Annotated in this window: 10 protein-coding genes; 1 reads left to right on the plus strand and 9 read right to left on the minus strand. The window is 71.6% G+C overall.

Annotated elements, in window-relative coordinates:
* Window positions 1–19: 19 nt before the first annotated feature.
* Window positions 20–631, minus strand: coding sequence for a Uma2 family endonuclease (locus OIE74_RS14400; protein ID WP_329382923.1), 612 nt, complete (start codon window positions 629–631; stop codon window positions 20–22).
* A gap of 114 nt (window positions 632–745) precedes the next feature.
* Window positions 746–2,326: a glutamine-hydrolyzing GMP synthase gene (guaA, locus tag OIE74_RS14405; protein WP_329382925.1), complete on the minus strand. Its 1,581-nt coding sequence runs from the start codon at window positions 2,324–2,326 to the stop codon at window positions 746–748.
* Between the two features lie 309 nt (window positions 2,327–2,635).
* On the opposite strand from guaA, the gene OIE74_RS14410 reads away from it, so the two are divergent.
* Window positions 2,636–2,947: a chorismate mutase gene (locus tag OIE74_RS14410; protein WP_329382928.1), complete on the plus strand. Its 312-nt coding sequence runs from the start codon at window positions 2,636–2,638 to the stop codon at window positions 2,945–2,947.
* Between the two features lie 635 nt (window positions 2,948–3,582).
* Here OIE74_RS14410 and OIE74_RS14415 read toward each other — a convergent pair.
* The 7 genes from OIE74_RS14415 to OIE74_RS14445 all read right to left on the minus strand — a co-directional run bounded on the left by OIE74_RS14415 (window position 3,583) and on the right by OIE74_RS14445 (window position 18,628).
* Window positions 3,583–5,463 carry a GMC family oxidoreductase gene (locus tag OIE74_RS14415; protein ID WP_329382930.1) on the minus strand — a complete coding sequence of 627 codons (1,881 nt, stop codon included), beginning with the start codon at window positions 5,461–5,463 and terminating at the stop codon, window positions 3,583–3,585.
* A gap of 18 nt (window positions 5,464–5,481) precedes the next feature.
* Window positions 5,482–7,086 (minus strand): succinic semialdehyde dehydrogenase, encoded by a 1,605-nt coding sequence (locus tag OIE74_RS14420; RefSeq protein WP_329382932.1) that lies wholly within the window; start codon window positions 7,084–7,086, stop codon window positions 5,482–5,484.
* A gap of 68 nt (window positions 7,087–7,154) precedes the next feature.
* On the minus strand, window positions 7,155–8,879 hold the full coding sequence (locus tag OIE74_RS14425; RefSeq protein ID WP_329382935.1) for a serine/threonine-protein kinase: 1,725 nt from the start codon (window positions 8,877–8,879) through the stop codon (window positions 7,155–7,157).
* Between the two features lie 109 nt (window positions 8,880–8,988).
* Window positions 8,989–10,752, minus strand: a complete 1,764-nt coding sequence (locus tag OIE74_RS14430) for a serine/threonine-protein kinase (protein WP_443076351.1) — start codon at window positions 10,750–10,752, stop codon at window positions 8,989–8,991.
* A gap of 212 nt (window positions 10,753–10,964) precedes the next feature.
* Window positions 10,965–14,147, minus strand: coding sequence for a protein kinase (locus OIE74_RS14435; RefSeq protein ID WP_329382941.1), 3,183 nt, complete (start codon window positions 14,145–14,147; stop codon window positions 10,965–10,967).
* Window positions 14,148–14,487: 340 nt separating this feature from the next.
* Window positions 14,488–16,476, minus strand: a complete 1,989-nt coding sequence (locus OIE74_RS14440; RefSeq protein ID WP_329382944.1) for a serine/threonine-protein kinase — start codon at window positions 16,474–16,476, stop codon at window positions 14,488–14,490.
* A 445-nt stretch (window positions 16,477–16,921) separates the two neighbouring features.
* A complete protein-coding gene (locus OIE74_RS14445) occupies window positions 16,922–18,628 on the minus strand; it encodes a glycerol-3-phosphate dehydrogenase/oxidase (RefSeq protein ID WP_329382947.1) in 1,707 nt (568 codons plus the stop codon).
* Between the last annotated feature and the right edge of the window lie 121 nt (window positions 18,629–18,749).

Here is an 18,749-nt window from a genome sequence, read left to right on the forward strand (position 1 = left end):
TGCGAGTGAATTGCGGCGGCTACAGGTTGTCGACGTCGGCGAGATCGATGTCGATGTCGAACGGGACGGTGAGCTTCAGCCGCTCGTGATGGATACCGACCAAGGCGTACGACTTCGTCACCGACGCCAATTCGTAGACCTGGACGACCGGGTGATCGTTCGGACTCGCCATCTCCACCAACCAGAAGTGCTTGATACCCGCCCGCGCGTATTTGTGCGGCTTGGTGTCGCGGTCGCGCGACTCGGAGTCCGGCGAGACGACCTCGACGGCGAGCGAGACGTCCGCCACGTCGAAGCGGGTCTGCTGCCTACTGGTCACGGCCTCGGCCCGGACGACACAGACATCCGGCTCGGGGCCGTTGCGCTCGTCGAGCTGCACGGTCATCTCGCGCCGGATTCGCAGCTCCGCAGGCGCGGTACGGCGCAGTCCTGCCACCAGCAGGTCAATCACGATGCTGTGGAAATCTCGCTGCGGACTCACGAAAACCAGGCTCCCGTCGATCAACTCTGTGTGCGGCGGGAGCCCGGGCAGCGTCAGCAGATCGTCCACGGTGTAACCGTCCTGCGGCGGCAACGGCCACAAGGTGGTGGGCAGCGGCTCAGGGGTGGTGGGCAGCGGCTCAGCGGTCATGGTTCCTCCCATGGACGGGATTCTGGTCCGTACAGCAAGCCTACCCACGGCATATGCCAATGCCGCCACCCAAACGAATGAGCGACGGCACCGGCGTTGACCTGGGAGAAACGGTCACTCCCACTCGATCGTGCCCGGCGGCTTGCTCGTCACGTCCAGGACCACGCGGTTCACGTCCGCCACCTCGTTGGTGATGCGGGTGGAGATCTTCGCCAGTACGTCGTACGGCATCCGTGTCCAGTCCGCCGTCATCGCGTCCTCCGAGGAGACCGGGCGCAGCACAATCGGGTGGCCGTACGTACGGCCGTCGCCCTGGACGCCCACGGACCGGACGTCCGCGAGCAGCACCACCGGGCACTGCCAGATGTCACGGTCGAGACCGGCCGCCGTCAGCTCCTCGCGGGCGATGGCGTCCGCCTCGCGCAGCAGGTCCAGGCGTTCGCGCGTGATGTCGCCGACGATACGGATGCCGAGTCCCGGGCCCGGGAAGGGCTGGCGGTGGACGATCTCGTCCGGCAGGCCCAGTTCCTGGCCGACCATCCGGACCTCGTCCTTGAAGAGCTGGCGCAACGGCTCGACCAGTGCGAACTCCAGGTCCTCGGGGAGCCCGCCGACGTTGTGGTGCGACTTGATGTTGGCCGTGCCCGTGCCGCCGCCGGACTCGACCACGTCCGGGTAGAGCGTGCCCTGGACGAGGAACTCGACCGGCTCGCCGGGCTCGGCCTCCGCGACGATCTCCGCCTGGGCCTGCTCGAAGACCCGGATGAACTCGCGGCCGATGATCTTCCGCTTCTGCTCCGGGTCGGAGACCCCGGCCAGCGCTGCCAGGAAGCGCTCCTGTGCGTCGACCACCTTCAGCTGTACGCCGGTCGCGGCGACGAAGTCCTTCTCGACCTGCTCGGTCTCGCCCTTGCGCATCAGCCCGTGGTCGACGTACACGCAGGTCAGCTGCGAACCGATCGCCTTCTGTACGAGGGCAGCGGCGACGGCCGAGTCCACACCGCCGGAGAGACCGCAGATCGCCCGGCTGGAGCCGACCCGCTCGCGGATCGCGGCGACCTGCTCCTCGATGACGTTGCCGGTGGTCCAGGTCGGCTCGATGCCGGCCCCTCGGTAGAGGAAGTGCTCAAGGACCTGCTGGCCGTGCGTCGAGTGCATGACCTCGGGGTGGTGCTGGACGCCGTACAGCTTCTTCTCGTCGTTCTCGAAGGCCGCGACCGGCACCACGTCGGTGGAGGCGGTGACGGTGAAGCCCTCGGGGGCGGCGGAACAGGCGTCGCCGTGGGACATCCACACCGGCTGCTCGTCCGGGGTGCCCCCGAAGAGCGTGGAGCCGGACTGGGAGACATGCAGTCCCGTACGGCCGTACTCGCGCGAGCCGGTGTTGTCGACCGTCCCGCCGAGCGCCGTCGCCATCAGCTGGAAGCCGTAGCAGATGCCGAAGACCGGGACCCCGGCCTCGAAGAGCGCGCGGTCGAGGGCCGGGGCGTCCTCCGCGTACACGGAGGACGGGCCGCCGGAGAGGATGATCGCCTTGGGGTTCTTGGCCAGCATCTCGGCCACCGGCATCGTGGAGGGCACGATCTCGCTGTAGACCCGGGCCTCGCGGACGCGGCGGGCGATGAGCTGGGCGTACTGCGCGCCGAAGTCGACGACGAGTACGGCGTCGGGGGCGGCGGGGGGTACTGCTGGCACGGGCGCGGCCTTCCGGCGGTGAAGGGGTTCGGTACCCCGATTCTAACGGGGGCCGAACACAGCTTTTCGTCTCAGCATCCGAACCCCACGCGGGCTGCCGGCGGCCTTCGGGCATACTGCCCACTATGCGCGAGCACTCGACCTTCGTCTTTACCTATGGCACCGGCCCGTCCGGCTGCCATGGTCGTGCCGCTTGAGCTGACAAGCGACTTCCCAGGCGCCCCGGGCCGACAGGCCCGGGGCGTTCCGCGTTGTCCGGGCCGGATGTTCGTCGCTCGGGGTCTCCCCCTTCGTACAGAGGAGCCCTTCATGACTGCCACCGACCGCGCTGCCACCGGCCCCGCTGTCACCGACCGCACCGGCGCCCGTACCGAGGACGCCGCGGCGGTGATCGACGGCGCGCGTGAGCGCATCGACGCGCTGGACGACCGGATCATCGGTCTCGTACAGGAACGGATGGCCGTCTCCGCCGTCATCCAGGACGCCCGTATCACCTCCGGCGGACGCCGGGTCAACCTCTCGCGCGAGAACGAGATCCTGGCCCGCTTCAGTGACGCGCTCGGCACGCCGGGCACCGCGCTCGCGATGACGCTGCTGGAGCTCTCACGCGGCCGGATCTGAGCGGGTACGGAGGCGGTACGAGGGCGGTGGCCGTGCGGACATGGGTTCGGGCGCATCCTCACCCGTACGGCGCGTGACCGGACGCGCCGGGCCTTCGTTGGTCCCGATGTCCGTGCCAGCCAGGGGCGGGCACGAACAAACCACGCGTGGCTTCGCTGGGGCGTGTGACGTACCGCTGGTACGTCGTGGGACCTCGCCCCAGCCCGAGTGACCGGTCGGCAGGGGACAGCATGCCCGGTCACCCCAAGAGCGGTCGGCACCGGGGACGCCCGGCGCCGACCGCATACGGATACGGATCCCCCCGTCTCCGACCGCTCCTCCCGCTCAGCAGCTCTCCGCTCCTCCGTCCACCGTCCCGAACTCGCGGCGCTCCCCCCCCAGCGCCGCGATCCGGCACCGCGCGCCGCCCTGACGCCGCGGTGCCGACGGCAAGGGCCCCGCAGGCGCCCGTCCGATTCGCTTCGGACCGGGCCCGCGGGGCCCTTGTCGCGCGTGGGGCGGGACGTGACGGCCGTCACATAAGGATTCCGTGAGGAAGTGGGCAACCATTCGCCCAGGTCACAGGTCCACCATGCGGCACACCGGAGGCGCTGCACTCGGAGGGGGGCGCAGCGCCTCCTTGCTGCCCGGCCGACTCAGGGAGCGCTACGCTCCCTCATCGGCGGCACCGTCGGCAGCCCGAGGAACGGCAGCCTCAGCGCCCCGAACGCCGACGCCGGGACCGCCGGCGACTTGGGCGCGACCGCCTCCCGCCGTACGTACGCCGTCCCCGCCGACTGCTCCGGACGCGGGTCCTCCTCCCCCTTGTTGGGCCAGAAGGACATCGCGCGCTCGGCCTGCGCGGTGATGGTGAGCGACGGATTGACGCCGAGGTTCGCCGAGACCGCCGAGCCGTCGACCACCGAGACGCCCGGGTGGCCGTACAGCCGGTGGTACGGGTCGATGACACCGTGCTCCGCGTCCGACCCGATCGGGCAGCCGCCGAGGAAGTGCGCGGTGAGCGGAGTGCCCATCAGCTCACCGACGTTCGAGCCGGCGAAGCCGTTGATCTCCTCGGCCAGCAGGGTCGCCGTCCGCGTACCTTCCGCGATCTGCTTGGGGTTGGGGTCGCCATGGCTCTGACGTGCCGTCAGCAGCCCTTTCCCAATACCGCCTTGCTTGCGGTATGTCGTCAGCGAGTTGTCGACGGACTGCATGACCAGGCCGATGATGGTCCGCTCCGACCAGTGCCGGTAGGAGAGCGAACGGGCCGCGCGGACGGGGTGCTTGGCCATGTTGCCGAGCCAGCCGGCTATCCGGCGGCCGTTCTCGCTGTAGGGGACCTGGAGGATCGAGAGCGAGCCCATCGCGTTGGAGCCCTTGCCGTAACGGACCGGCTCCACATGGGTGTCGGCGTCGGGATGGAAGGAGGAGGTGATGGCGACACCACGGGTGAAGTCCGCCCCGCCACCGGCGGCGCCGTACTTCTTCCGGTAGCGCCGGTCGGTGGTCTGGGCGCCCACCAGGGCCTCGGAGTTGGTACGGGTCAGCTCACCGAGCCGGTCGGACAGCCGGGGCAGCCGGCCCCGGTCCTTCATCGTGTGCAGCAGGGTCTGTGTCCCGTACGTCCCCGCCGCGACGACGACTTGGCGGGCGCGCAGCTCCCGTGGCGCGGACTTGCGCCGGTGGGTGGGGACGGTCGCGACGCGATGGCCGCCCGCCGGGTCCTCCGTGATGTCGACGACGGTCGTCATGGGGCGGATGACGGCCCCGGCCTGTTCGGCGAGATGGAGATAGTTCTCGTTCAGCGTGTTCTTGGCGCCGTGCCGGCAGCCGGTCATGCACTCGCCGCACTGGGTGCAGGCCCTGCGGGAGGGACCGGCGCCGCCGAAGTACGGGTCGCCGACGGACGCGCCGGGCTCGGCACGTTCCGTACCGTCGGCGTCCTTGCCGTCGCCGAAGAAGACCCCGACCGGTGCGAGGTGGAAGGTGTCGCCCACGCCCATCGCCTGTGCGGTGGCCTTCAGATGGACGTCCGAGGGGGTCATGACCGGGTTGAGCCTGACGCCGAGCATGCGCTTGGCCTGGTCGTAGTACGGGGCGAGTTCGGCCTGCCAGTCGGTGATGCCGGCCCACTGCCTGTCCTCGAAGAACGCCTTCGGCGGCACGTACAGCGTGTTCGCGTAGTTGAGCGAGCCGCCGCCGACACCGGCGCCGGCCAGGACCATGACATTGCCGAGCAGATGGACCCGCTGGATGCCGAAGAGGCCGAGGGCCGGGGCCCAGAGATAGTTCTTGAGGTCCCAGGAGTTCTTGGGGAGGGTGCCGGGAGTGAAGCGGCGGCCGGCTTCGAGGACACCGACCCGGTAGCCCTTCTCGGTCAGCCGCAGCGCGGAGACCGCGCCGCCGAAGCCCGACCCGACGACGATGACGTCATAGTCGTAGCCGTCGTAGCCGTCGTTGCCCTTGAAGCCGTCGCGGTCGCGGTCCTCGCGGTCGTCGTCCTCCGGCCCCCGGGCATGGATGTCCCCTGACATCGGCTCTCCTTCTTCCCATCAGCGCAGCCGGAAGGCCTTGAGCGCGCGCAGGCTCCTGGTCATGAACGCCGCGTACTTCTCGTCGTCCATGCCCATCGACGGAGCCATCGGCAGCACGCGCTGCCGCGCGACGGTCTGTACCTCGGTGAATTTGAGAATGCCTTCGGAGCCGTGCCTGCGGCCGAGGCCGGACTCCTTCATGCCGCCCATCGGCGCCCGGACGCTGCCGTACGCGGAGGCGTACCCCTCGTTGATGTTGACGGTGCCGGTGCGCAGCCGCGTCGCGACCGCGTGCCCGCGCCGGGCGTCACGTGTCCATACGCTCGAATTGAGCCCGTACGGCGTGGAGTTGGCCAGCTCGACGGCCTCGTCCTCGTCGCGGAACCGGTAGATGGAGACGACCGGCCCGAAGGTCTCCTCGGTGCAGACCGACATCGGCGCCTCGACGCCCTCCAGGATGGTGGGCTCGTAGAAGTACGGCCCGATGTCGGGGCGCGCGACGCCGCCCGCGAGGACCGTGGCGCCCTTGGCGACGGCCTCATCGACATGGCCGGTCACGGTCTTGAGCTGGCGCTCGCCGACGAGCGAGCCCATGTCGGCGCCGTACGCGAGCGCGGACCCCAGCCGCATCGCCTTCGTACGGGCGACGAACCGCTCCACGAACGCGTCCGCGACCGACTCGTGAACGTACAACCGCTCAATGGAGACGCAGAGTTGGCCGGCCGTGGAGAAGCAGGCGCGCACCGCGCCGGCCGCAGCCTTCTCGATGTCGGCGTCACGCAGGACCAGCATGGCGTTCTTGCCGCCGAGTTCGAGGGAGGCGCCGACGAGCCGGCTCGCCGCGCGCCGCGCCACCTCGCGGCCGGTGCGGGTGGAGCCGGTGAACGAGATGTAGTCGCCGCGCTCGACGACCTCCGGCCCGACGACCGCGCCATCGCCGATCACCACCTGGAACAGCCCGGCCGGCAGCCCGGCCTCGACCAGCAGGTCACGCGCCCACAGGGCGGTGAGCGCGGTCTCGGTGTCGGGCTTCATCACCACGGCGTTGCCCGCGGCGAAGGCGGGCAGGGCGTCCCCGACGGAGAGTTCGAGGGGGTAGTTCCAGGGCACGATCTGGCCGACGACACCGCGCGGGTGGCGCTGCTCGGTCACCGTGGTCAGCAGGGGTACGGCGCCGGTGTGCCGTTTCGGCCGCAGATACGCCGGGGCCTTGCGCCCGTAGTGGCGGGCGGCGACGGCCACGGACTGGACCTCTTCGTGCCCGTGCAGCCTCGCCTTGCCGGTCTCCAGCTGGATGAGGTCGAGCACCTCGGCCTGGCGCTCCAGCAGGAGGTCGTGGAAGCGGAGCAGGACGGCGGCGCGCTTCCGTACGGAGGTCGCCGCCCAGACGGGCTGCGCGGCGCGGGCGCGTGCGAAGGCCTCGGCGACGTCCTCGGGGGTGGACTCGGGCAGGTCGGCGAGCTTCTCGCCGGTGGCCGGGGTGTGGTTCGCGGTCTGTCCGGAACCCACGACGCCCCTGATGAGCTGGGCGAGCACCTCGGGAGTGACCACGTCGGCGGCAGTGCGCACGCCGGCGGGCACCGGAGCCACGGGATTGGTCGTGGGGGCCTGTGAGTCCGTCATGAGGGCGAGGGTATGCCGCATCCAGGACTTTGGGTACCCGCCGGTAACACCCTTTTCACCGCACCTGCTCAGGGCAGGTACTTGCTCTCGATCTCCAGATGCTCGACCACGTTCGAGAAGAGTTCCTCCCCGTCCGTCACGGCGTCCCCCTCGGCCGGCATCGCCACCCGCAGCCGCCAGTGCACCTCGTCGGTGCCCGGGACGATCAGCTCGTGGTAGCGGTAACGGATCGGGTCCTCGGACGAGTCTCCGTACGCCACGAAGTCGACGATGTTGTCGAACGCCTTGTCCGAGCCGCCGAACGACGAATCCTGGCTCTTGTACTCCGCGTCCTTGATCTCCGAACCGTTGTCGCCGCCGTCCTCGTAGTACTTCTGCCAGTCCGCCTTCTCGGCCGGCAGAATCTCGTTGTCCGGCTTCTTCTGGACCTGGTCCATGGAGACGGTGAAGACACCGCTCGGATCCCGGAAGGTGACACGGCTGTCCTCGGTCAGACTCTCCTGGGACCGCCGGTAGTCCTCCGGGACAGCGATCTTGGCGTCGAGGATCTCGACCTCGGAGCGGACCTCCCAGCCCTCCGGCAGTTCGTCGCCGGCGAACGGGTTGAAGAAGATCAGCCCCAGCACGAGGGCCACCGCGAGCACACCGCTGCCGAGGCCGTACTGCGCCGGGCGGTTGCGGTGCAGCACGGGCGGGACCCACCTGCTGCCGCCCGCGCCGCCGCCGGTGCCCGCGCTCTGGTAGAGCCTCGTCGCCTCCGGCGAGAGCTGCGGCGGACGCGCCACCGACTCCAGCACCGCCCGCACCTCGGCCGCGGTGGGACGCGCCGCCGGGTCCTTCCGCAGGAGCTGCATCACGACCGTGCCGAAGGCACCCGACCCGCGGGCCGGCATCTGGGGCTCGGCGGAGAGCACGGCCTGGAGCGTCGCGGGGATGTTCGAGCGGCGGTACGGGGACATCCCCTCGACCGCCGCGTACAGCACGACGCCCAGCGACCACAGGTCCGACTCGGGCCCGGGGCGCTGGCCGAGCACCCGCTCGGGCGAGATGAACTCCGGTGAGCCGACGAACGCCCCGGTCTCCGTCAGCCCCTGCTGGCCCTCGACCTGGGCGATGCCGAAGTCGCTGAGCACGACGCGGTCGCCGCGCCCGAGCAGGACGTTGTCGGGCTTCACGTCGCGGTGCAGCACACCGGCCTCGTGGGCGGCGTTCAGCGCGTTCAGTACGTCGAGCCCGATCCTGGCGGCCTCGCGCGGGTCGAGCGTGCCTTCCTGAAGACGGTCGGCGAGCGACTGGCCGCGCACCAGCTCCATGACGATCCACGGTTTGGCGTCCTCGACGACCACGTCGTGCATCGTGACGACCGAGGGATGGTCGATCCGCGCTGCGGAGGTCGCCTCGCGCTGCATCCGCCGGTGGACGGTGTCGCGTTCCTGGGCGCTCAGATGCTCGGGCACCCGGGGTTCCTTGACCGCGACGTCGCGGTCCACGACCTCGTCGTGCGCCAGCCAGACCGTGCCCATGCCGCCGTGGCCGAGCCGCGAGACGAGGCGGTAGCGGCCACCGAGCAGACGTCCGGCCGACGGGTCGGGCGCGGTGGGGCCCTGTGGGGTCCCGAGGCCCTGCGGCGTCTGCTGTGTCGGCTGGTACGGGGAACCCTGCGGGCTCTGGGGAGCCTGGGGCGGCACCTGCGGCGGCTGCCCCTGGTGCGGCGGATACGCCTGCGCCTGCGGCTGAGGCGGTCGAAGGCCGTAGCTGGTGGGCTCGTTCGCCCGTCCCCCGTCGTTCGTCATGACCACATCCTTACGGAAAGCACATCTCGAAGGCCACCGGGGGGCGGCAGCGGGTGCAGAGCCGTGACATCACGGTTTCACTCGCGTACCTCGCGACGGGCTCCCGCGCTCACCCGCCCGCGCCGTCCGAACCGCCCGCGCCGTCCGGCTGCCAGCCGCCGAGCATGATGTCGAACTGCGTCTGGGTGGTGGACCAGTCGTCGACGGGACCGGACATGTAGAGCGCGTACTCGGTCGAGTCGTCGGCCGAGTAGTACATCTGGTCGATCGCGCGGCGCTCCCCCTTGTGCCCCTGTTCCTCGGTCCAGGTGAACTCCCAGAGCGCGGCCTTCGTCTGGCCGCGGAAGGTGTTGGGGCGCAGCTTGACCCGGTCGTACTGGGGCAGGCGGCCGACGTCCTTCTCCATGTCCTGCATGTGGTGGTACGGATCGGGGAAGTCCGGCGAGGTGTCGACGGCGATACGCAGCAGGTGGAGGCCGTTGTCGGGGGTGTAGTCGATCTGGTCGCCGTCCTGCTGGCGCTGCCAGCCCTCGGGGACGATGAGGCTGAAGCCCGCGGGATCGTCCACCCGTACCCAGCCGTCAGGGACGGCGTCGTCGGTGCGCTCGCCGTCGGTGCTGTCCTGGCCGCCGTTGTCCTTCCCGCCGCCGCCCGTATCGCCGTCCGCGCTGGTGTCCTTGCCGTCGTCGGAGGAGTCGCCGCTGGGCTCCGGGTTCGCTCCGCCGCTCGTGCCCGCGCTCGTGCCCGGGTCGTCGTTCTTGCCGGCTTCCATGGCGAAGTAGCCGGCCACGCCGCCGACGAGCGCGGCGACGACTATCGCGACGACTATCGCGGGCCAACGGCTCTTCCGGGCGGGCGTGTTGGCAGGCGTGGGGGCGGTATGCGGACCGGTCGCCTGCGGGTAGGCGTGCGGCGGTGTGTGCCCGTACGGGGAGGGGTACGGCGTCGCGGTGTGCTGGGGCTGCTGGGGCTGCTGGCCTTGCGGGTGCTGGGCCTGTGGCTGCTGGCCCCCCGGGTGCGGTGTGTACGGCGGCACCGGGGCCGTGACGGCCTCCTGCCGCGCCGCCCGCGGCTCCCGCCCCTCCAGCACCTCCCGCAGCATCCGCTCGGTCTCGGCGGCGTCCGGGCGGGCCTCCGGGTCCTTGTGGAGCAGCGCGGTGATCACGGGCGCGAGCGGCCCCGCGCGTACGGGAGCCGGCGGTTCGTCGGTGATCACCGCCTGCATGGTCGCGACCGCCGACGTACGGCGGAACGGTGACGTCCCCTCCACCGCCGTGTGCAGCGTCGCGCCCAGCGACCACAGGTCGGAGGCCGGTCCGGGATCGCGGCCGCGCACCCGCTCGGGTGCCAGATAGTCGATGGAGCCGACGAGTTCACCGGTCCGCGTGATGGCCGAGTCACCCTCGATGGCGGCGATCCCGAAGTCCGTCAGCAGCACGCCGCCGTCCCGCGCGAGCAGGACGTTGCCGGGTTTGACGTCGCGGTGCAGCACCCCGGCGGCGTGCGCGGCACGCAGCGCGCCGAGCACCTGGAGGCCGATCCGGGCCGCTTCCCGTACCACGATGGGGTCGGACTTGAGCGCGTCCGCGAGCGAGGGACCGTCCACGTACTGCATGACGATCCACGGCCGCCCGCCGTGGTCGAGCACGTCGTGGACCGTCACCACGGCGGGGTGGCTGATCCGGGCCGCGGCTCTGGCCTCTTTCTGGGTGCGGGCGTGCAGCACCGCGCGGTCGGCAGCCGTCACGTACAGCGCGGCCGTCAACTCCTTGACGGCGACTGTCCTGTTGAGCAGTTCGTCGTAGGCCCGCCACACCTGGCCCATGCCGCCTCTGCCGATGGCCTCGCCGAGCTTGTAGCGCCCGGCGAGCATCTGACCCTCGCGCGTTACCTCAGAATCTTCCACGTGCCCCCGCCTGGTGCCCCCGCCTGCTCCTCGGAGTGACAGATTACGGAGCGGACGCGCGGACACGGAACCTGGGCCCGCCCATGAAACCGCACCGTGACACGAACGATGCGACCGGACGGACCGTCAGCGGGCGTTCAGGGCAGGGCCGGTGAGGATTCGGCGGACGCGGCGGCGGCTCAGCGGGTGATCCGGTAGGAGCCGGTCGCCTGCTGGTAGATCTCGGAGACCTTGTCGCGCTCGTTCTCCGGCCCGATGACCTGGATGATGTGGTAACTGTCCTTGACGATCATGACGAGATTCCGGACGTAGACCTCTTGTCCAGTGCTGCTCTGCCAGGTGAACTGGCCCTCGGCCATGGGCTGCTGTCCGACGTCGATCCGGCGCAGACCCGATGAGGTGGCCCAGGTCGAGTCCCGGTAGGGCTGCAACTCCCTTTCCTTGTCACGCTGGTAGGCCATCGGGTCGTCGCCGTTGTCGGCCACGGTGTCGCGTCCGGGCACCACGATGAGCGTGTAGTCCCCCCGTACGTAACGGACTTGGCCGCTGTCGTTGATCGGACGGCGCTCCCAGCTCTTGTCCACGCCGATCTCGAAGCCCTCGGTGTCCTTGCGCAGGACGTACCCGTTCGCGAGGTCGGCCGGGGACCCGGAGGTCTGCGGGGTCGAGGAGTTGGGGTCCGCCGGCTGGTCGGCGCCGTTGTCCGGGGTCGTGTCCGGGTTCTGCTCCCCTGGCGTCGCCGGCGCGCTCGGATTCGCACCCGCCCCGGTCCCCGACCGCGTCTCGTCGGCCTTCGGCAGGAACATCACGGCGAAGGCGATGGCCGCGACCATCAGCACGAGGATCACGACGAGCAGGACGCGTCCGAGGGAACGCGGCGACCCGCCGCCCCCCGCCGTCCGCTGTCTGGGCTCGCGGTACTCCCTGTCGCCGAAGTCGTCGTCCCGGTGGTCCCGTCCGGCGTACGAGCGGTCCGGCTCGCGCCGCGGCTCGACGTACGCCTCGCCGTGCGACGCCTGCGCCAGGCCGCGCCGCTCGGAGGATCTGCCGCCCTTCTCCTTGCGCTCCTTGACCTTCTTGTGGCGGTGCCGGCCGGCGTCGCCGCCACGGCCGCGGCCACGGCGCTTGCGGACCAGCTCGCCCCTGCGGCGCACGATGGGCAGCCGCTCGTCCACGGAGGGCACGGCGACGACATCGAGACCGGCGTCGGGCTCGGGCGCGGAGCGCACCAGCGAACGCAGCCAGCCGCGCAGCTCCTCGAAGTCCGGGCGCTCCGTGGGGTCCTGGCGGAGCAGGGACTCCACGACGGGGCGCAGCGGGCCGCACTCCTCGGCGAACGCGGGCGGTTCGGCGCAGACGAGCTGGACCAGCTCGGCCGCGTTCTCCTCCGGATACGGGGCGTGGCCCTGGACGGCGCGGTAGAGCAGCGCGCCCAGTGCCCACAGGTCGGTGGACGGGCCGATGGGCGGGGCGAGTTGCCAGTTCTCGTGGACCGGCCCTGCCTGCTCGGGCGCCCACCGTTCGGTGACGGCGCCGACGACGGCTATCCGTGCCTGGCGCGCGCGTTCGGCGGCGAGCGGGGTGGCGGGGCCCCGGTACGCGGGGGTCGTGCCGCCCGCGACGACGTCGTCCCAGCGTCCCGCCGGCGCGGTGGAGCCGGGGACGGCGGGCAGGTTCGCCGACTGGCGCCGGGCGTCGGCGCGCATGGCGTCGCTGGTGCCCGAACCGTGCCAACTGCCGCCGCTGCCACCGCCGGTGGTGCCGCCGGTGCTGCCCGCGCTCTGCTGCGGGAGGTACGGGGACGAGCCGCCGGCCGGGGGCAGCGCCGGTACGCCGCGTGTGCCAGGCGTCTGGTGGTACGGGTCGCCGCCGCCCGCGGGCAGCGGGGCGGAGCCGTCACCGGGGGCCGAGGGGCCGTCGTGCCAGGTGCCGGCCAGCTGGACGCGGCGGGGCGGGCCGGGCTCGTCGTCGTCCGTGCCGGGGTCGTCGGCGGCAGTGTCGGTGTCGTATCGTCCGCGCCCGGTGTCGATCTCGCGGGGCGGCATGGCCCACCAGTCGGGGTCGCGGTTGTCGCTCTGCGAAGGTCCGGCCGCTCCGGCACCGCCCGAGGGGCCCTCCGGGGAGCCGCCGCGGCCTGCGGGGGCCGAGGGGTCCGACAGGGGCACGGGACGCTGTGCGGGCACGGTGCCGCTGTCGCGCTGCTGGTCCTCGGTGACCCGAGCGGCGGCGCGCGCTCCCGCGCGGTAGGCGGCGATGGCTCCGGCGCGCGCGGCGCGGGTGTCCGCAGGGCCGCCGCGCGAGGGGTTGGCGGGCAGGGCGGGCCTGCCGGTGTACGGGAGGACGGGAGCCGCTCCCGTACCGCTGTCGGCGCCCGTGCCCGTACCGCCAGGGGTGTCCGGGCCGTCGGCGGCGTCGGCGCCGTCCGCGTCGCCCCGGCCGACAGGGCGGCCGGAGGGGTCGGTCCGGTACGCGTCGGTCCCGTACGGGCCCTGGCTGTACGGGACTTCGCCGTAGGACCGGCCGTCGTACGTACCGTCACCGTAGGTCGCTTCGCCGTACGGACCGTCGGCCGAGCGGGCCGTCTCCAGCGCGGCGCGCCCGGGGGACGCGGGCCCGACCGGGACGCCCAGGGCGGACGTGCCGGGCGGCAGCGCCTCGGAGGTGCCCGTACGGCCCGCGGGGATGCCGGCGGCTGCCTGTTCGGTGCCCGGAACGGGCCCCGGAATCTCGCCGACGGGCCGGTGACCGGCGTCGAAACCGCCCTCCTCGGGCGACGCGGGCACCGGCATGTAGCCGCAGAGCGCCTCCTCGGCCGCGCCGGCGGCGAGGCCGGTGAGCACCACGCGCCCGTCGTCGCAGACGAGCACCGTGCGGATGGTGATGTTCCGGTGGGTCCAGCCGTGGGCGTGCAGCACCCGCACGGCGGTGAGCACGTCCGAGGCGATCTCGGCGGCGCGGTAAGGGTTGAGGGGCTTCTCGGCGAGCAGGGCGGCCAGCGGTCTGGCCGCGACGAGTTCACTCACTATCCACAGCGAGCCGCCCTCGGCGAAGACGTCGAAGACCTGGTCGAGCCGAGGGTGGTCGGGGATCTGCGCGGCGCTCTGCGCGGCCTCGATGGCGCGGCGCACCGCGGGGTCGGTGGGTCTGCGTGTCGTACGGCCCGAGACCCGCCGGGTGGCGGCGGCGCCGTCCGGGTCGACCATCTCGGCGTCCACGACCTCGGGCAACGGCACTTGCCTGACGAGGACTTCCTGCGCGCTGTAGGTGTCGAACGCACGCGTCTCGACGAGGTCGAACTCGTCGGACGGGGGCAGGGGAAGGCGGTAGCGGTCGGCGAGTACCCGTCCCGCGTAGTCGTCCACGACGCCTCCCACACGCGCGCTGTCCCTGGGTCTCCGGATCGTCGGAGACCTCGCGAAACCGCCAATTCCGGTCGTTTACCGGCCCATTGTGACTGCGTACGGTCCGCGAGCTCTCACGATACGTGGCCGCACAGAAATATGCCGCCGGGTCGCCGCAACACAGGTCTTAACCTTCCCGGCAACCTGCGCCCGTACGCCCCGGCGCACCGTGCCACTGACCGCCGTGGCCCGTTCCGGTCATCTTGCGCGCCGCTCCACAGACAGTCGCATCAATCACCGGAACGGGTGGTATCGCCCACGAGTTCACGCCATCGCGACGCGTTCACGCCGCGCCCCGCCGTCAGTCCGACGGCTTGAAAGTGCTGTACGCCGTCTCACGGAGCGTCCGGCACTCGTCGTCGTCCCACTCGCCCGCCTCACAGGTGATCATGATCGCGTAGCCGTGTGTGGCGTCGGCCTTGAAACCGCGGTTCAGCACCCGCACCCGTTCGCCGTTCTGGTCGCGCTCGAACTCCCAGTCGGCGGTGGTCGGATAGCCGTTGAACTCCACCGACTTGAGACCCAGGCGCTTGTAGTTGCCGAGGGTGCCCTTGATCTGGGCTTCGAGCTGCTCCCAGGCGCGCTTCGCGTCGTCGGTCGGCTTCGCGTTGAAGTCGACCTGGATACGCGGGAATCCGCCGTTCTCGCTGTAGATCCCGCCCGAACTCTGGCCCGCCGTACCGGTGCGCCGGAAGTCGTCGGGCATCGCCATGGAGAAGCGGAACTGCTTGTCCGTGATCGTCTTGAAGTCGTCGGGCAGTCCCTTGCCGTCCGAACCGGAGCCGGAGCCGGAATCCGGATCGGCGTCGGAATCGCCGGAGCCAGGACCCGAGTTGTCCGTGCCGGAGCCGTTCGAGGCCCGGTCGTCCGACTCCTTGCCGTCAGCGTCGGCCTTGGCCGAATCCTGCTGCTTGTCCTTGCCCGCCGTGTCGTCGGCGCCGCCCTTGGCGTCGTCACCGGCGGTGGCCCCGGCCGACGCGGCGGTGTCGTCCTTGCCCGTGCCGCCCCCGGCCGTCTTGTCCGAGTCGTCGCTCAGGGCGACGGCCAGGACGACGGCGAGGATCGCCAGCACGACCACGCCCGCGATGATCGCCAGCGTGCGGCGCGGGACGACGTCGGTGAGCGACGCCCGCGTGACCGGGGTGTGCGCGGCGTTGCCGCCCGGTGCGGGCGTGGCGGGTGCGGACGGCGACGCGGCTGCCGCGCCTGTACCTGAGGCGCCGGCGCCGGCGGCGCTTGCGCTGCGGGCCGGCTCCTTGGCCTTGCCCTTCGACCGGGGCTCGGGCACCGGGGGGAGCGGTGGCAGCGGCACGACCCGGGTCGCGTCGGCGGCCGGTTCGGGCTGCTCCGAGGGGTCGGGGGCGTCGATGACGTCCTGGAGCAGGGCCCGCGCTCCGGGCTCGTCGAGCCGTAGTGCCGGGTCCTTGGCCAGCAGGCCGTAGATGACCTCTTCCAGCGCGCCCGCGTTCTTCGGCGGGTCGAGAGGCTCGGTCATGACGGCGGTGAGGGTCGCGATGGCCGACCCCTTGTCGTACGGCGGGCAGCCCTCGACCGACGCGTAGAGCAGTCCGCCCAGCGACCACAGGTCGGCGGCGGGGCCGGGCTTCTTGCCGCGGGCGCGCTCCGGCGAGATGTACGAGGGGGCGCCGACGAGCATGCCGGTGGAGGTGACCGACGGGTCGCCCTCCACCTGCGCGATGCCGAAGTCGGTGAGGACGACACGTCCGTCGTCGGAGATCAGCACGTTGGACGGCTTCACGTCCCGGTGCAGGATGCCCTGGAGGTGGGCCGAGCGCAACACGTCGAGGACCGCGAGCCCGACCTCGGCGGCGCGCCTCGGGGTGAGGATCCCGTCCTCGCGGATGACGTCGGCGAGGGACTTGCCCTCGATGAGTTCCATGACGATCCACGGCCGGTCGTCCTCGTCCACGACGTCGTAGACCGTGACCGCCCCGTTGCTGCGGATACGGGCGATCGCCTTGGCCTCGCGCAGGGTGCGCGTGATGAGGCGGCGCTTCTCGTCCTCGTCGATGCTGCTGGGGAAGCGCAGCTCCTTGACGGCGACCGTACGGCCCAGCGTCTCGTCGACGGCCCGCCAGACCGTGCCCATTCCACCGCGGCCGAGCACCTCACCGAGCCGGTACCGCCCGGCGAGCAGGCGCCCCTCGGAGACCGACTTGGCGTCAGAGGTCGATTCCGCCTCGGGGGTCGATTCGGTCTCGCGCTCCGTGTCGTCCGTGTCGTTCCCGGGGTCCCGCGCCGTGTCCCGCGACTGCTCCGCCTCCGCCATGCGTCCCCTCTGCGATCCCTGGTGTCCGCCCGCGCCCGAGGGCTGTCGTCCGTCGGCCCTGCGGGCGGGGCCAGTTCGAAGACATCCCCCTGGCGCCTGCCCGCGCGCGGCGCGGTAACGCGCCCTGACAGAGCCCCCATTGTCCCTCACTCCGGCGCATGCGATGCTCCCGGGTCCGAGGTCGGCCGGGGCCGGGTCCCAAGCGGAGTCCGGCGCGGGGCCGTTGGGCGGGGCCCGGCGGACGGCGTCGCTGGTCATGCCCCTGTTCGAGGCTCGAACAAGCCGCCCTGAGACATCTGTCTCAGAGCCGCCACAGGCGCCCCACCAGCCTCAACTCGCCCCGGACACCCCGGCCCACCTCGGGCGCCCCATCCCGGAAGTCACCCGGGGGACCCGGGGCACCCGGACACGCGGGCACCCGAACAACCCCGGGCAACCGGGCGCCTCACAGCGGCACGATGTCCGGCGCCCCGAGCCTCGCCGCGTCCGCCGTCAGGTCGTCCGGCTGCCGCTGCGACTCGCGCTCCGCCTCCACCCGCTTGCGGTAGTGCTCGACCTCCTTGTCGATCTGGTCCGTGTCCCAGCCGAGCACCGGCGCCATCAGCTCCGCGCACTCCCGCGCGGAGCGCGTCCCCCGGTCGAACGTCTCGATCGAGATACGCGTCCGCCTCGTCAGGACGTCGTCCAGATGGCGCGCCCCCTCGTGCGACGCCGCGTACACGATCTCGGCCCGCAGATAGTCCTCGGCGGCGCCGAGCGGCTCGCCGAGCCCCGGGTCGGCCGCGATCAGCTCCAGCAGCTCCTCGACCAGCGCCCCGTACCGGTTCAGCAGATGCTCCACGCGCACCACATGGAGGCCGGTCCGCGCGGCGATCCCCGCCCGCGCGTTCCACAGGGCGCGGTAGCCCTCGGCGCCGAGCAGCGGGATGTCCTCCGTCACGCAGTCCGCCACCCGCTGGTCGAGGCCGTGCACCGCCTCGTCCACCGCGTCCTTGGCCATGACCCGGTACGTCGTGTACTTGCCGCCCGCGACGACGACCATCCCCGGCACCGGGTGCGCGACCGTGTGCTCGCGCGACAGCTTGCTCGTCGCGTCGGACTCGCCGGCCAGCAGCGGGCGCAGCCCCGCGTACACCCCTTCCACGTCGTCACGCGTCAGCGGTACGGCGAGGACCGAGTTGACGTGTTCGAGGAGATAGTCGATGTCCGCGCTGGAGGCCGCCGGGTGCGCCTTGTCGAGGTCCCAGTCGGTGTCGGTGGTGCCCACGATCCAGTGCCTGCCCCACGGGATGACGAACAGCACCGACTTCTCGGTCCGCAGGATCAGCCCGGTCGAGGAGTGGATACGGTCCTTGGGGACGACCAGATGAATGCCCTTCGACGCCCGGACGTGGAACTGTCCGCGCTCGCCGATCAGCGCCTGGGTGTCGTCGGTCCACACCCCGGTCGCGTTGACGATCTGCTTCGCCCGGATCTCGTACTCCCCGGCGCCGTCCACGTCCCGCACCCGGGCCCCGACGACCCGCTCGCCCTCGCGCAGAAAGCCGACCACACGGGCCCTGCTCGCGACATGCGCGCCGTAGCTCGCGGCCGTACGCACCAGGGTGGCCACATAGCGCGCGTCGTCCATCTGCGCGTCGTAGTACTGCAACGCGCCCACCAGCGCGTCCTTCTTGAGCGCGGGCGCCACGCGCAGCGCGCGGCGGCGGGAGAGATGCCGGTGCGTCGGCAGACCCCTGCCGTGGCCCGAGGAGAACGACATCGCGTCGTACAGCGCGACGCCCGATCCGGCGTAGAACCTCTCCCATCCCTTGTGCCGCAACGGGTAGAGGAACGGCACCGGCTTCACCAGATGCGGGGCCAGCCGCTCCAGCAGCAGGCCGCGCTCCTTGAGCGCCTCCCTGACGAGGCCGAAGTCGAGCATCTCCAGATAGCGCAGGCCCCCGTGGATCAGCTTGCTCGACCGGCTCGACGTGCCCGAAGCCCAGTCGCGTGCCTCGACGAGCCCGGTCGAGAGCCCGCGGGTCACGGCGTCGAGCGCGGTCCCGGCACCGACCACGCCCGCGCCCACGACCAACACGTCCAGTTCACGCTCGGCCATCTCCGCCAGAGCCGTGGCGCGCTCCTCCGGTCCCAGTGTCGCTGTCCTCACCGCTGCCTCCCTCGCCCCCCGTGTTGTTCGGGCTCTTCGATTCTGTCCGCCCTCACCGACTTCAGCCACCGCCTGTGGACAACACCGGCTGAAGATCGGATCGGACCCGATAAATCGGCAG

The organism is Streptomyces sp. NBC_01716 (genome assembly GCF_036248275.1).
In the GTDB taxonomy this organism is placed as follows: Bacteria; Actinomycetota; Actinomycetes; order Streptomycetales; family Streptomycetaceae; genus Streptomyces.

What these genes read in the sequence shown, in the direction of transcription:
- OIE74_RS14400 (WP_329382923.1), bottom strand. Translation starts at nt 631, where the DNA reads ATGACCGCTGAGCCGCTGCCCACCACCCCTGAGCCGCTGCCCACCACC.
- OIE74_RS14410 (WP_329382928.1), top strand. Translation starts at nt 2,636, where the DNA reads ATGACTGCCACCGACCGCGCTGCCACCGGCCCCGCTGTCACCGACCGC.
- OIE74_RS14415 (WP_329382930.1), bottom strand. Translation starts at nt 5,463, where the DNA reads ATGTCAGGGGACATCCATGCCCGGGGGCCGGAGGACGACGACCGCGAG.
- OIE74_RS14420 (WP_329382932.1), bottom strand. Translation starts at nt 7,086, where the DNA reads ATGACGGACTCACAGGCCCCCACGACCAATCCCGTGGCTCCGGTGCCC.
- OIE74_RS14425 (WP_329382935.1), bottom strand. Translation starts at nt 8,879, where the DNA reads ATGACGAACGACGGGGGACGGGCGAACGAGCCCACCAGCTACGGCCTT.
- OIE74_RS14430 (WP_443076351.1), bottom strand. Translation starts at nt 10,752, where the DNA reads ATGCTCGCCGGGCGCTACAAGCTCGGCGAGGCCATCGGCAGAGGCGGC.
- OIE74_RS14440 (WP_329382944.1), bottom strand. Translation starts at nt 16,476, where the DNA reads ATGGCGGAGGCGGAGCAGTCGCGGGACACGGCGCGGGACCCCGGGAAC.